The sequence below is a fragment of the Acidisarcina polymorpha genome, from assembly GCF_003330725.1.
GTDB lineage: Bacteria > Acidobacteriota > Terriglobia > Terriglobales > Acidobacteriaceae > Acidisarcina > Acidisarcina polymorpha.
Genome location: NZ_CP030840.1, coordinates 4,326,033 through 4,340,371, shown reverse-complemented (window position 1 = coordinate 4,340,371; position 14,339 = coordinate 4,326,033). Strand labels below are relative to the sequence as shown.

Annotated in this window: 8 protein-coding genes and 1 pseudogene; 4 read left to right on the top strand and 5 right to left on the bottom strand. The window is 56.4% G+C overall.

Translation table 11 applies throughout. The features are described from left to right. Positions 1–335: 335 nt before the first annotated feature. Together ACPOL_RS18375 and ACPOL_RS18370 are read right to left on the bottom strand one after the other, a co-directional pair. Positions 336–983: a sensor histidine kinase gene (locus ACPOL_RS18375; RefSeq protein WP_236656866.1), complete on the bottom strand. Its 648-nt coding sequence runs from the start codon at positions 981–983 to the stop codon at positions 336–338. A gap of 369 nt (positions 984–1,352) precedes the next feature. Next, positions 1,353–2,144, bottom strand: coding sequence for an alpha/beta fold hydrolase (locus ACPOL_RS18370; protein WP_114208348.1), 792 nt, complete (start codon positions 2,142–2,144; stop codon positions 1,353–1,355). Positions 2,145–2,533: 389 nt separating this feature from the next. Here ACPOL_RS18370 and ACPOL_RS36355 point away from each other — a divergent pair. Beyond that, positions 2,534–2,656: pseudogene (locus ACPOL_RS36355) on the top strand (hypothetical protein); the annotation flags it as partial. Positions 2,657–3,426: 770 nt separating this feature from the next. Next, the gene (locus tag ACPOL_RS18355; RefSeq protein WP_114208346.1) at positions 3,427–3,996 is read left to right on the top strand and encodes a pyridoxamine 5'-phosphate oxidase family protein; all 570 of its coding nucleotides are present in this window, start codon (positions 3,427–3,429) and stop codon (positions 3,994–3,996) included. Positions 3,997–4,091: 95 nt separating this feature from the next. Here the strand turns inward: ACPOL_RS18355 and ACPOL_RS18350 are convergent, their stop codons facing one another. Next, positions 4,092–4,688 carry a peroxiredoxin family protein gene (locus ACPOL_RS18350; RefSeq protein WP_201758879.1) on the bottom strand — a complete coding sequence of 199 codons (597 nt, stop codon included), beginning with the start codon at positions 4,686–4,688 and terminating at the stop codon, positions 4,092–4,094. 650 nt (positions 4,689–5,338) lie between these two features. Next, positions 5,339–9,538, bottom strand: coding sequence for a DUF7948 domain-containing protein (locus tag ACPOL_RS18345; protein ID WP_161557430.1), 4,200 nt, complete (start codon positions 9,536–9,538; stop codon positions 5,339–5,341). A gap of 675 nt (positions 9,539–10,213) precedes the next feature. Here ACPOL_RS18345 and ACPOL_RS18340 point away from each other — a divergent pair. After that, positions 10,214–10,705 (top strand): Fur family transcriptional regulator, encoded by a 492-nt coding sequence (locus tag ACPOL_RS18340; protein ID WP_236656865.1) that lies wholly within the window; start codon positions 10,214–10,216, stop codon positions 10,703–10,705. A gap of 126 nt (positions 10,706–10,831) precedes the next feature. Beyond that, the gene (katG, locus tag ACPOL_RS18335; protein WP_114208343.1) at positions 10,832–13,108 is read left to right on the top strand and encodes a catalase/peroxidase HPI; all 2,277 of its coding nucleotides are present in this window, start codon (positions 10,832–10,834) and stop codon (positions 13,106–13,108) included. Positions 13,109–13,385: 277 nt separating this feature from the next. Here katG and ACPOL_RS18330 read toward each other — a convergent pair whose 3' ends face one another. After that, entirely contained in the window at positions 13,386–14,270 is an 885-nt protein-coding gene (locus ACPOL_RS18330; protein ID WP_114208342.1) for a LysR family transcriptional regulator, read from the bottom strand. Positions 14,271–14,339: the final 69 nt, after the last annotated feature.

Genomic DNA, 14,339 nt, shown 5'->3' with positions numbered 1-14,339 from the left:
TTCGCTATCCTTGCCGCATCACTCCTGATCTCAACCTGGACCGTCGCCCTCCTCGAAGCGCATCGAGTATTCCACGAAGGCCAGAACATTGAGCAACAATGCTTTTCCTGGGACTAATCGACTGGCGAACCAAAGGGGATGCAATCTGCGCTGAAAGGAACACCGTGCCTATGAAGAGCCAGCTCAGGTGTTCAGAACCACACCCGTATCGCTTCCGGTGAATCGCTTGCGATCCTTCAGAAGCACCTTCTCCCATAGTTGTTGTATATTGAGATGCACATTGCAGTACCCATGCTAACCTTCAAACGGCGTTCTTGGAGACATGGTCCCCATCGCTACCTCGGACTTGCGAACGGAATCGTGATCTTAAATGACGTTCCTGTCTCGCACCTCTCGTCGAGGCGAATCATCCCGCCATGATCCTCGACAATCTTCTTCGCGATCGCAAGTCCCAATCCGTTCCCCTGAGCCTTTCCGTAAGTTACAAAGGGTCGAAACACTGAGGCCTGAACCATCGCGGGGATCCCTGGGCCGTCATCTGAGACGTCAATTTCCACAGTATCCTTCCTCCCCGTCGTGGCTATGACAATTTGTCCGGAGCCTGGGTCCACGGCCTCACAAGCATTCAAGACCAGGTTGACGACCGCCCGTTCCAGACGGCTGCAATCAAACCAGCCCACGGCCCGGCCTTTGTGATGATGCTTGATGACGATCCGATGGAACTCCTGTCTTGCACATGTCATCCGGATCGCGTGCTCGACCGTCTTAACGATATTTCCAACGGCCAGCCGCAGGGAGTCGCGGCCTTTGGAACACTCTAGCAGTGAGGAAACGAGCTCATTGATCCGGTCGACGTCCCAACGGATCTCCTGATAGAAGTCCATTCTTTCCATCTCGCTGATATTAGGCCGGGTGAGAAGTTCCGCATTCGCAAGAATCGCGGTCAAAGGCTGGCGAAGATCGTGGGAAATGAACGCAATCATCCTGCTCATCACGGAATGAGGCTCCGTTTGCGCGTCTGGAAAGGATCCGGATGTCAGCGACCGACCAAGAAACACAGCTTCCTGCGCCATAAACTAACTCCTTCAACCTGTTACCGAGTCAACTCCACAACTCCGAGCCGGTTAACAAATGCTGAATCGTGCGTGCGAAAGAGGCAGAGCGGAGCCCGGGCACGTCCAATCTCTCGCCTCTGCTCACTGGAAGCAATGCGGGACTCGCTGTTCCCACAGACTGATCGAGAATGCTTTTTCCTGGGAAGGTCAGGACAAGCGCTCTGTCGTGACTTGCTTGCAAGGTGTGACAGAGCGATCGTATCCATTCCTCGAGGACGAAAAAGAATTGCAGTGACTCTACTTGGAACTGGCTTTTGATGCCGCATCAAGAATCACAGCCGCGACTTTCGACGGTTGAGCCAGCATAATGACGTGGCTGGAGGGGACAGTGGTTGCTGTCGCACCGATTTTATTCGCCTGAGCTGCTTCTAGAGCGGGCGAAATTGTCCTGTCATTTGCGGCGATGATGTACCACGACGGTTTCGACTTCCAGGCGGGAGTCGTAACTTCTCCCTTCATTGCAGCAACGCTTGTTGGCACCTGTGTTGCGGTCAGAACGGCAATCTCCTTGGCGGAAAGATCTTGTGCGAAATCCTCAGCAATCCCCTTCGGAGTCAGTTTGAGGAAGCCACTCTTGTCTGGGCGTAGCTCTGAGCCGACAGGTGTTGGAACGCTTGTAATGAGACCAAAAGCCGACTCTCCCTGATCTGGAGCTACTGCCGACACATAGACGAGTCCTGCCACCTTAGGATCGTTCCCAGCTTCGGTGATGACAGCCCCGCCGTACGAGTGACCGACGAGCAATAAAGGCCCATCCTCGAGAGCGATGGCACGCTGGGTTGCTGAAACGTCGTCTGCGAATGATGTGAGCGGGATCTGGACAGCAACAACATGCAGGCCTTTCGCCTCCAGCAATGGAATGAGCTTCGACCAGCTCGAACCGTCCGCCCATGCTCCGTGGACGAGGAGTACGGTCTTAACTCCTGTTGCGGGGGCTGTCTGCGCCGACGCGTTGAGGGCGGGACCGGCGATCGCGATTAATGTTGCGCACGTCGCCACGACGTTCCGAATAAACTTGAATGCGTTCATTGTTTTCTCCTTTTGTTGGGAAGATCAGCACATGGCCTGACGCTGTGTTGACCGAGCTGACGCGATCAGAGCCACTATCTCGTGGCCGTCCTCACATTCGCCATCCTGTTGACTTTGAGCGTAGTTGCGGATGTGCGGAAGCGAATAGGCGAAAGCGATCAAGATAGGCGAAAACCATCAAGAACTGACGCTTCTCTGCGGCATAGGTCAGGCGTCATCAGAAAAATAGAACGCCCTTGATGCAGGTGCCTGATGCCGAAAGACAAAGAGCAACTTGTTGATCAATGCGCAAGCGTCTAGAACCACCGCCCACTCAGTCGCGCACTACCGAGACGGTGAATGCTGTTTTCGACGCAGCTGCTGATAGCATTTTGTAGAGGCGCGGTTTTGAGGGTTGGACCACCGATGCAATCGCCGAGCGTGCGGGCGTAAGCATCAGTTTTCTTTGCCACTATTTTCAGTTAAGGACGTATTCCTTACCGTGCTTTATGCCAGGATGGAAAGCGGCCTGATAAGTCCGCAGCTTGCGCGAACAGTCTGGTGTTCGTTTCGTGTGGTGGCCCGAAGCTTCCCGCATTATTGCGAGCGCATCGCATCGTTCGGTGGTCCCGTTATTCTTCTGTCTCTGATTTTCATGTGGATGGCAGGCCTCACTCTGAGCAATGCCCTTTTGTTCCATCCAGTGTTGGGTAGCGCGATCCGTTCAAGCAGCGGGAAAACTCCTACTGACTTCGTGGCTGCGCTCTATGCAGGTGGAAGCAGCATCTCGATTGTGGGTTCGGCGGACTTCTCCCAGCTATTTCGCGATACCGCCTGATTTACTTGTTCAACTCCATCGTAGGAGTTTCTGTCACGTCGCTGACGCTGACGTACCTGATGCAGATTTACAGTCAGCTGCAACAGAGGAACACGTTTGCCCTCAAAGTCTACCTCGCCACCTGCGAAACCAGAGATGCGGCAGTGTTGGTTGCAGGCTTGGCCCCAGGCGGCGAATGGAGTCACGGCACGTCAGTGCTCTGGGAGCTAGCCGCTGAGATGGCGGCGACGAAGGAGGCCACCATTTCTACCCGGTGTTGTTCTACATGCGCTTCAAGCAATCGTTCGATTCGCTTTCGTTTGCCACCTTGGTGCTGCTTGATGCGGTCACGATTATGAGTTCGCTCGGGGATGTCTATGTCGGTCAGCGCCGCCCGGTGTAAAGTACAAGGAGTGTGCGTGATGTGATTGCGATCCGGCTTGCGGTATCTTCGGTAGTGGCGCGAGCGGCTAGTGGAGACAAGACATGGGACGGCAATTTGCGAAGCTCGCCTTTACGCCTCTCGTCAAGAGGCAGCAAGAACTCCACGGCAGTCGCCGGCAATACCAGCGGATAGAAGAAAGCGGCGAGCCGGGTAGCCAGTTAGGTGAGGACGAGCGAGAGTTCATTGAAGCTCGCGACGGCTTCTACATGGCGTCCGTGAGCGAAACCGGATGGCCGTACATCCAGTTTCGCGGTGGCCCTAAGGGGTTCCTACGCGTCTTGGATGACCAAACGCTCGGCTTTGCTGACCTGAGAGGCAATCGGCAATACATCAGTGTTGGGAACTTACAGCACGACGACCGTGTCGCCCTGTTCCTGATGGATTACGTAGGACAACAGCGTCTGAAAATTCTCGGGCGGACAACCATCTTGGAAGGTGGTGACGCCGCGCAGGAGCTGATTGCAAAACTCAGAACCTCCGAACCCAATGCCTTACCCGAACGTGCCTTCGTGATTCATGTCGAGGCCTTCGATTGGAATTGCCCGCAGCACATTACGCCTCGCTTTACCGAGGAAGAGATCAGGGACCTACTCGAACCGAGGAACGGATGAACACTCCGGCAATGGTGGAAACGGAACTTGTCCTGTCACAAACTCGTGAATCCGTCTCGGACGGAAGCGCTTTCTCGCATTCCGATGCAGGCGGATCAATCCTGCTCATGGATCGTTTGGGCGTAGGTCTTACCGTATGGATAGAAGAGCTCCTTCCGGCCTTCCTGCCACGCGCGCTTCATCTCGGGCGTCGTGATGTCCCAGTCTGCCCTACATTTCTTCGTGACAGCGCGCAAATCCTGACGCAAGTCCTCCATGGTGGGCCTTCCAAAAAACCAGTACCCTCCGTAGATCTTGTGGATGATTAGCTCCGGCTCAAGAACAATAACGTGAGGGATCATTGGATTGTGGAGCGGGTCTGTATATTCGGCGATGTCGAGGTCCTTTTGAACCACACGGCCCGCGTCGGACAAGAAGGGCCAGTGTGCGCCGACTCCGCTGCGGTATTCGTTCGTCTCCGTGAGGCTATCCGTGCTGATGGTGACAAGCCGGCAATAGCCAACTTCCATCTCACGGTATAGCTCGATCAGTCCCTCATTCTGGCGTCGATCCTTTGGGCAGAAGCCTCCCCGACTCAGCACAACGATCATAGGGTCAAGGCCTTGAAGTTCGGACAATTTGCGACGTGTCGCGGTGTGATCGGTGAGCTCGTAATCAGGAAAACGAGCTCCAGGTATCATGTCGCTTCGCATTTTCTTGAAGATTCCCCTTCCTTTAGTTGCGGACCACGATGCAGCTCGGCCCCGGTTTGTGAACGGTCAAACGCCTATATGGCAATCTCATTATCCTTGTCCACAAGCAGTTGAATTGTAGCTCCGATGGCCGCCTGCTTTCGAGTTTGGCTGAGCCGCACTCGGGCTAGCGCAAGCACAGCATCAAGGCCAGCACTGGTACATTATGGCGTATTGAAAACAGCTCGGGCTGGTTTAGCCTTCAACTCAACAAGTAATGCAAACCTAGCCATTTGGATATAACCTTTCTTGAATAGTCAGTGCCTTTGTTACATTCGATTTGCACACAGTTGCTTACATCGTCCTGCGCTAATCTCATCCCTTGGACGGCCCGTTGAGCCGGCGATCTGAGACGCACACGGCCGCCAGCATGTCCTAGCTGCCGATGATCCAGACCCCGTTTATCTAAACACGACTTGTGCGGCAGGTAACGCCGTTTCTTCTGATAGTAGCTATCAGAATTAGCGATATCACGAACTGGTTGTGCTCACAAGATGCAACTGCAACACCAGGGGTTATTTCTTCCAAGGCGTATTTCAAGGACACCGGCCTCTGTCTGCGAGAGCTTACTGCGAGGATAGAGGCCGAATGTGTTGATATGAGTTGCTGGTCTAACTCCCCGGCGTAAATGTCCAGGTAAGGATGCCCTGCTTGGACGTCTCACCACCGGTCGCTCCGGTAAATCCGACAAAGGCAGTTGTGCCGCCGACCGCTGCCGGTATGTCGACGGTGAATGGATGCGTATAGTGCGCTTTGGTGATCTGATCGGTGATTGTCATCGTGAGCACGGTGCCGTTGTAGCTAAGATCGACGGTGATCGGATCACCGCTGTGCAGGTCGATTCCGGTCCCCGTGAGGTCGACGGAAGGAAGTGTTGGCGTAGTCCCTCCGGTATAAATACCAGTTGAGTTCACGCCTTCTCCCGCATTGTTGAAGAGGTCGAACTTGAGCGCCACGCTCTTCGGGATGGTGTTGTAGCCCAGCCCGCCTCCAGTGCCGCCAAGCGCCGTTGGTCCTACTCCCTGGATGGTGAAAGTCAAACCGTCGGCCGATGGATCGGTGATTTGGAAGCCAAATTTCGAGGTGAAAGACTGAATGTTGAGCGCATTTGGAAAAAAGAGGCTGCCTGCCTGGTTCTTAAGGCCGGTAGTCAGTTGGACCGCGGATCCGGAGGGAACAGCGGTTCCGTTGAGATATACACCATTGCCGTCTTCAAAGCCGGTGGCGAAGTTAGGAGCCGCCGGAGAGCCGGACTCGTAGGTCCAACTGTCAAGGCTGCTGAACGAAGTTTCCCCTCCGGTGCTGCCGGTAAAGCCGACGTAGGCAGTCGGGCCCCCGACCGTGGACGGAATATTGATCTCCCAGGCGTAGGAGAACGAAGCCCGTGTATAGAGGTTGGTGATCGTCATGTTCAAGATTGCGCCGTCATAGGTCAGGTGGGCGTCGTAGATGTCGTTGCTTGCCAGATTGATCCCAGTTCCTGAGAGGTTGATGGCTGGGACGGTCGGGGTGCGTCCCCAGATGTAGAGTCCGGTCGAGTCCGGCCCCTCGCCCACATTGTTGTAGATGTCGAACTTGATGGCGAGGCTCTTCTGGATGGTCACAAAGCCCAGCCCCGCGCCATCGCCGCCAAGAGCGTTCGGTCCTGCATTTTGAATCGTGAATGTGAAACCGTCCGCGCCGCCGGCTCCCGATATGCCACCTTCCAATATGTGGAAGCTGAAGTCGGTGGTGAACGATTGCACATTGACCGGAGTTGCATAGAAAGAGCTGCCCGCCTGGTCATAGCCATCCGTAGTCAGATTCAGGTAGCCCTCGAAAAGCGAGGCGCTGCCATTCGTCGTCACAACTCCAGCAGTAAGCGGGAAGCCCTGGCTGAAGTTGATGATGGGTGTAGTGGGGTAAGTTGGAGAGGTGTAAGTAGCAGACGCCACCGCGCTGGAGGTTCCGTTATAGACCGCGATCGCCTGGATCTTTATGGTTCCGACGACGGTGATCGGATTGTAGGAATTAAAGAGCATGGAGGAGGGGGTGGGTGTGCCACCATTGATGGTGTAGTGGATCGATGCGCCAACGGTCGCAGAGCTCAGCGAGACTTGTTCGACTGGATTGTTGCCGTTGCCGCCCGCTGGAGTGAACACCGGCGGCGCCACCTGGCTCAAAACAGTTAGAGACAGGGACGGGCTCGCGCTGGGTCCATAGTTAGGCAATTCGTTGCTGTTGTTAACATACTCTGCGGAAATTTTATACGTTCCCGGCGAAATGGTAGAGGTCGTGAAGATGGCATTCCCCGCGCTGTCCAGATCTACTGTGTCGAAATATTGTCCATTTCCATTCAAGAAGAGGTTCACGCCGCCGCGGGTTACCGCAGTTCCGTCGGCAAGCGTGACATGGGCAGTTAAAGTTACTGGAACGCCTTTCTGGACGGTGTTCGCGCTGGTGGAGAGCGTCGTTGTGGTAGCAACCGGGGCAGGGAGCGTCCCAAAGTAAATTTCGCTGACGAACGCGTTGTAATAGTCATGGTTGCCAGAGTACTTTGGCTGAAAAGCGCCGACTGACACCGGGAAGGCACCGCCAGATGTGATGCCCGTCAGATAGGCGTTGTCTGCTGAGTCGAGGGCTACAGCCGATCCAGAGGCCTCATAATGGCCGCCTAGATAGGTAGAATAGATCAAGGCCGATCCGTCTCTATTGAGCCGAGTTAGAAAAGCATTCGCGGCGAACGAATTAGAATAGCTGTGGTTCTGCGGTTGAAAGGCATCTGGTGTCACCGGGAAGTACTCATCGAAGGTAGCGCCGGTCACAGTAGCTTCTCCGTTCGCGTCGACCGCAATGCCATTGCCTTGGTCGTCGATATCCCCCACGTTATAGAGAGAGCCTAAGTAGGTCGAGTAGACGAAACCGGTTCCCTTTGGATTGATTTTGGAGACAAAGCTAATGCTTGCGCCGAACGAATTTTTGACCTTTTGAAAGGCGTTGGCGGTGACCGGGAAGTTGAGGGAGACTGTGCTGCCGGTGATATATGCGTCGCCGGAACTGTCCACGGCGATAGCGTTCACGACATCGCCGGCGTCTGTTCGCGTCGGGTACCTTGTCCCGCTGATGTAAGTCGAGTAGAGCAACGAAGAGCCGTCGGCGTTGAACTTACTCACAAATCCAGTCCCGAAGTCGCCGCCGTAGTACACGGTTTGAAGGGTCCCCGAGGTCGTTGGGAAATCGGGGGAAATCGTGAGGCCGCCGACATAGGCGAAACCTGAGCCATCTACCCCTACGGACAGGCCCCGGTCGCCGCTCACTCTATACTCTCCAGTGTAGCCGCTTCCTCCGAGATATGTAGAGTAGACCAGATGCGCGCCACCCGCGTTCAGCTTGCTCAGGAATGCATTGTAGGGATGATCAGTCGGGGCCTTGTTGGTCGTCTGGAAGGCGCCAGAGGTGACCGGAAAATCGAGCGAGGCAGTATATCCCGTCGCATAAATGTTCTTGTTGACGTCGAGTGCAAGACCTAAAACGGCGTCGCCGTATCCCCCGTTGCGCCCGCTTCCACCTAAGTACGTCGAAAACACGAGGGCTGAGCCCTGCGGGTTCAGTTCGGTAACGAAGCCGATTGAGCAATAAGCGCTGGGAACGCAGTGGTAGGTGGTCTGAAACGCGCCGGGGGTGGTCGGGTAGCCGGAAAAGGCGCTTCCCCCCACGTAAGCGTCTCCAGCACTGTCCAATGCAATCGCGCTCCCTGTGGCGCCACTGCTGCCGCCGAGAAAGGTGGAGTAGATCAACGCCGTTCCGGTCGAATTCAGTTTGGTCACGAAGGCATCTTGGGCGAATTCCTCCAACGTCGGCTGGTAGGCGCCGCTGGTGACTGGGAAAGTGGTTGAGTTCGTAAATCCGGTCACCACCGCCTGCCCCGAGTTATCAACGGCGATGGCCAACCCTTCGGTATATCCCGTCGAGCCGCTCCCGCTCAAGTAGGTCGAATACCCCAAGACCGGGTCAATTACCAGCTCGCGACTATGATCGTAATCTTTGACGGCGAAGCCGACCGTATTCTTCGTCAACAGTTGGAAGCGGCCTTCAACCGGCTGGCGCTGGCCGTCCTTCATCTGATAAGCGACCGGCTTGTGGAAGGCGATCTCGCCGTCCCTGGCGACGATCTCGAGGTCGCCGTCGTGGTTCAGCTTCAGCTTGCTGGCGCCAGTGAAGCGCAGCCGCGCCTGCTTCGGATCAGCATTGCGCGCGACGACGAAGTCATACTCCAACTGCTGCTGGCTGCCGTAGTAAACCAGGTCGATCCCGGGATACACGTTGTTGTACTTGACTTTGGAGTAGGTTGGGACATTGGTGTGCCACTTCGACGGGTCGCTGCCGATGAAATAGTTCGACTTGCCGGGCAGCGGCTCTTCGCCAGCGACGCGCACTCCTTGCGAAGCGCCGTCAAGCTCCATCCGGACGACATCGATCTTGCCGGCCTGCGCTGGAAATGCTGGTTTGCCGCCGCGCCCATGAACCGGTTGCGCCTCATTTTTGTGCAACGCAAGAACGGCTTCGCGGTCGGTAAGGAAGAGTGAATAGCCTTGTCCGCGGGAAAGGAATTTGACCTGTCCGTCGGTCTGGCCCTGATTGGCCTCGAAACTGAGCGGCAGCTTGGCGAAGTTCGCCTTCACCGCCGGATTGACGGCGGCCAACTTGGAATTGGTTGTGGGTTGAGAGTTTAGGGCGGAAGAAGAGGCAGTCTGGGCAGAAGCGGCAACCTGGCCGAATGCCAGCACGTCGACTGCAATGAGAATCAAAGCTTTAAAGGGGATGCTCCTCATGGAATGCTCCTGGGGGTAGGAAGCAGGCAGCTCCAGATAGGAGCTTGCCTTCCTGGTTGGGGGCTGAACGTCTCGTTCCAGTGGAACCGCTCGCGAACGCCGTGGACGAAGCACACTAAAGATGCAGCGGTTCGGCGCCAAAGTCAACCTAAGTTTGAGAAGCACACTCATGTTCCAGAGCGCCGGGTCAGTCTCCATCGAATTCAGGTGACGGCCTAGGAAAATGGTCTTAATGGCTTTCCCGAGTTCTGATCAGGCCCGATACACCGGATGCTTGACGGTGGAGCGCCGAAAGAGGCGCGCAGGATATTATCGGTGTCTGCAGCGATGCCCAACCTCAGGGCCGTCGCACATGAAATCACTTGTCACGGAAACAAAGCAGTTTGGACGGTCTGTTGGTGGCACTTGGCGGCCGCGGTGATTCCCGAGCCGGCAGTTTGTATCCTGACCTCCTAGCGGCTCTGAAGTTGCTGTGACTTGCTACCGCTGGCAGGAGTCTGCGACGGGGACTGCAACGTGCATTGTGCCAAGCGTCTGGCTCGTCCGCATTAATTGCGGTGATCTTCCGGCGTATTCATCAAGCAATGGTTGGCCCGTAATAGCCTCGATGAAAGCGTTACTTTTGGGAGATGATCTCGCATCTCGCCTTTCAAGAGTGGCCCGAGATCCCCAGTCTTGCCAGAGTATCAAGTTAGAGTTAGTCTAAGCGCAGTGGATGCCGAGACGATCAAACGGTCACTGGAAAGCAGTGGGCTGCGCTGCACTCCGCAGCGCTATGCCGTGATGGCCTTCTTGATGGAACAGAACAGGCACCCCACCGCCGTCGAGATCTTCAAAGCCGTGAATAGGACCGACCCCCGCTCTTCAAAGGCCACTACATATAACAACTTGCGTGACTTGGTGCAGGCGGGCTTGGTGCGTGAAGTGGCGGTTGAGGGCCGCGCCGCGCGGTTCGATGCCAAGGGCCTGCTGCATCATCACTTCATCTGCGATGGCTGCGGAAATGTTGAGGACATTGAGTGGTACGACGTACCCCGGCCGGCCGCGGGCTCGCTTGGTAAGCGGATAGTTCGCGATTGCGAAGTGATTTTACGCGGACTTTGCATAAAATGCGCGGCGAAGCACCGTGCGCCTCAGCGAGCGCGGGCGGCGGCGCTCGCTCGATGAGCAACCGGCGATCGCAGTTTCTGCAAGAGCAGTTCAATCCTACGACCACACCGTGGGCAGGCAAGTGTGAACAGCCTGCCGTAAAGATCCAAACATTGAACACCCAACACCGTAAGGAGAGACTCGATGGCGAGCACAGGAACCGAATTTACGTCCCAAGCGAAATCCGAAGTGAACGCGCAAGTAGCATCCGAAGCAAAATGCCCGGTCGACCACGGAGCGATCGCAGCCAGCCCGGTAAGCAAGCCAAGCGGACCGCGCACCAATCGTGACTGGTGGCCAAATCACCTCCGGTTGGAGTTGCTCCATGCGCACTCCGAACTCTCCGACCCCATGGGCGCAGAGTTCGACTATGCCACGGAGTTTAAGACGCTCGACTACGAAGGGCTCAAGAAAGATCTGGCCTTCGTCATGACCGACTCGCAGGATTGGTGGCCCGCCGACTTCGGCCACTACGGTCCGTTGTTTATACGGATGGCCTGGCACTCTGCCGGCACCTACCGTACTTATGATGGCCGTGGCGGCGGCGGACGCGGTCAGCAGCGCTTCGCTCCTCTCAACAGTTGGCCTGACAATGTCAATCTCGACCGCGCCCGCAGGCTGCTCTGGCCCGTGAAGCAGAAGTACGGCAAGAAAATTTCCTGGGCCGACCTGATGATCCTGGCCGGCAACGTCGCGCTCGAGACGATGGGCTTTAAGACCTTCGGCTTCGCTGGCGGCCGCCCAGACACGTGGGAGCCCGATCACGATGTCGACTTCGGCGCCGAAGCTACCTGGATGGGCACCGACAAGCGGTACTCCGGCGAACGCGAGCTCGCCAACCCGCTCGCCGCAACCACCATGGGACTCATCTATGTGAACCCTGAAGGCCCCGAGGGCAAGCCGGATCCCGCAGGGTCGGCCAAAGACATTCGTGTCACCTTCGGGCGCATGGCCATGAACGACGAAGAGACCGTCGCGCTGATCGCGGGCGGCCACACCTTCGGCAAGACCCACGGCGCCGGCCCGGGTACTCACCTGGCGCACGAGCCCGAAGGAGCTCCGATTGAAAACCAGGGTCTAGGCTGGACCAGCGCCTACAAGACCGGCATCGCCGGGGACGCGATCACCAGCGGCCTCGAAGTCACCTGGACCACCAAGCCTACGCAATGGTCGAATGAATACTTCGACCACCTCTTCAAATTTGAGTGGGAACTTACCCAGAGCCCCGGCGGCGCGAATCAGTGGAAACCCAAGGGGGACGCGGGCGCGAACACCATCCCCGATGCCCACGACCCTAACAAGAAGAAGCAGCCGGCCATGCTGACCAGCGACGTAGCGTTGCTCGCGGATCCTGCCTACGCAAAGATTTCGCGTGACTTCTACGAGCATCCAGAGAAGTTCGCCGACGCCTTTGCCCGCGCGTGGTTCAAACTGACCCACCGCGACATGGGTCCGCGCGACCGTTATCTTGGACCCGAGGTTCCGGCCGAGGAGCTTATCTGGCAGGACCCTGTTCCCAAGGTCGACCACCCGCTGGTCGATGATCAGGATGTCGCCGCACTCAAGGCAAAGGTACTCGCCTCTGGCCTTTCGGTCTCCGAGCTCGTCTCGACCGCGTGGGCCTCGGCCGCCTCGTTCCGCGCCTCCGACAAACGTGGCGGCGCAAACGGCGCCCGCATTCGCCTAGCCCCGCAAAAAGATTGGGAGGCCAACCAGCCGGCCCAACTGGCTCGTGTGCTGAAGACGCTCGAGACTATTCAGAGCGAGTTCAACTCGTCGGCCACCGGCGGAAAGAAAATCTCGCTCGCCGACCTGATCGTCCTCGCGGGTGCTGCGGGTGTCGAGAAGGCGGCCAAGGATGGTGGCATCGAAATCACAGTTCCCTTCCTCGCCGGCCGCACCGACGCCTCGCAGGAACAAACGGACGTTGAGTCCTTCCAGCCGCTCGAGCCCAAGATCGACGGCTTCCGCTCCTACGGCTACAAGAGCCCGGAACCCGCCGAGGTCGCCCTCCTCGACAAGGCTCAGTTGCTGCGCTTGACCGCGCCAGAGCTGACCGTACTGATCGGCGGTCTTCGCATGCTCAAGACCAACGTCGGGGGTACGGACTTTGGCGTTTTCACCGAACGTCCAGAGACACTGACCAACGACTTCTTCGTGAACCTGCTGGACATGAGATACGCGTGGAAGCCGACCACCGATTCAAAGGACACCTTCGAGGGCCGCGATCGTAAGACCGGCGAGGTAAAGTGGAAGGCCACCCGCGCCGACCTCATCTTCGGCGCCAACTCCCAACTACGCGGTACGGCGGAGGTCTACGCCTGTGCCGATTCACACGAGAAGTTCGTCAAGGATTTCGTTGCCGCCTGGAACAAGGTGATGAACCTGGATCGATATGATCGCTTGCCGTCCGTGGTGTAACTCCACGTTTTTCAAAACCGCAGCCCGGCCTAGCCTAAGCTCTCTGGACTAGGCCGGGGCTGTAACCGTACCACCAAACTTGCAGGAGCAAAGCGGGAACATATCTTCCTGTCGCAGCTTAGCAATTGGTCGACTGAGGTGAGGTTGGCCAGGTTGATCACCCCTATTGCTGTTGATCGATCTACAGCCGACCAAAATTATGATAGGCGACGCATGAACCAATTCACGTGTCGTTATCATCGACTTCCGGCCCAGCGGCGAGAATCAATGATTCCTGCTACGAATCGAGTCTAAGTGAGTCAATAAGCGCACCTAGCGCGGCAGGCTGATTTCGCCGGCTGGGATAGTAGAGAAAATAGCCCGGGAAAGATGGGCACCAATCTTTCAGGACTTGAACCAAGCGTCCTTCTGCCATCAGACCCTTGAGACTGTCTTCCATGGCTGTTCCGATTCCTACGCCCTCTAATACTGCCTGGATAACAAGGTCTGGATCATCAAACGATGCGGGCCCCTGCGGACTTACGGTTAATGACTTGCGCCCCTTTTCGAACTCCCATCGGTACAGGCCCTTGCTGAAGCGAAATCCAATGCACGAATGATCTTTTAAGTCTTGTGGATGTTTCGGGATGCTGTTCAGTTTGAAATATTCGGGAGATCCGACTACGGCGAGACGCAATTCTCTGGTTACTCGGACCGCAATCATATCTTTTTGAATGAATTCGCCGAGCTGTACACCTGCGTCGTATTCTCCTGCAACCAGATCGACTGGGTCGTTCGAAGATGTAACCTCCAGCACGATCTCTGGGTAACTCCGAGCAAATTGTGCCAGCTTGGGTACGATTACCGCTTTGGTTGCTGTTCTTGGGATGATGAGCCGAATTCGACCCGATGGGGTATCTTTTTGCTTCCGTGTCTCCGCGAGTGCTTGCTCAATCCTCTCCAACGCAGGGGCCAATTCCAAGAGTAGCGTCGAGCCAGCAGCGGTGGGAGCGACACTACGCGTTGTTCGCGCCAGCAGTTGAAGTCCTAACCGCTTCTCAAGGCCGCGAATGGAGTGGCTAAGAGCGGATTGTGAAATGCCCAACCGTGCGGCGGCGCGCGTAAAGTTACGTTCTTCCGCCACGATCGCGAACGCTGAGAGCTCTCCCAAATCATTCTTCATGATTCATGCATTTTACTCATAGCTCTTTAAATCAGATAGCCTCTAGTCTCATAGAATGTATCTCTTTAA

Excerpts from the sequence above, each read along its gene's own strand:
- ACPOL_RS18375 (WP_236656866.1), bottom strand. The coding sequence starts at position 983 with ATGATTGCGTTCATTTCCCACGATCTTCGCCAGCCTTTGACCGCGATT.
- ACPOL_RS18370 (WP_114208348.1), bottom strand. The coding sequence starts at position 2,144 with ATGAACGCATTCAAGTTTATTCGGAACGTCGTGGCGACGTGCGCAACA.
- ACPOL_RS18355 (WP_114208346.1), top strand. The coding sequence starts at position 3,427 with ATGGGACGGCAATTTGCGAAGCTCGCCTTTACGCCTCTCGTCAAGAGG.
- ACPOL_RS18350 (WP_201758879.1), bottom strand. The coding sequence starts at position 4,688 with ATGCGAAGCGACATGATACCTGGAGCTCGTTTTCCTGATTACGAGCTC.
- ACPOL_RS18345 (WP_161557430.1), bottom strand. The coding sequence starts at position 9,538 with ATGAGGAGCATCCCCTTTAAAGCTTTGATTCTCATTGCAGTCGACGTG.
- katG (WP_114208343.1), top strand. The coding sequence starts at position 10,832 with ATGGCGAGCACAGGAACCGAATTTACGTCCCAAGCGAAATCCGAAGTG.
- ACPOL_RS18330 (WP_114208342.1), bottom strand. The coding sequence starts at position 14,270 with ATGAAGAATGATTTGGGAGAGCTCTCAGCGTTCGCGATCGTGGCGGAA.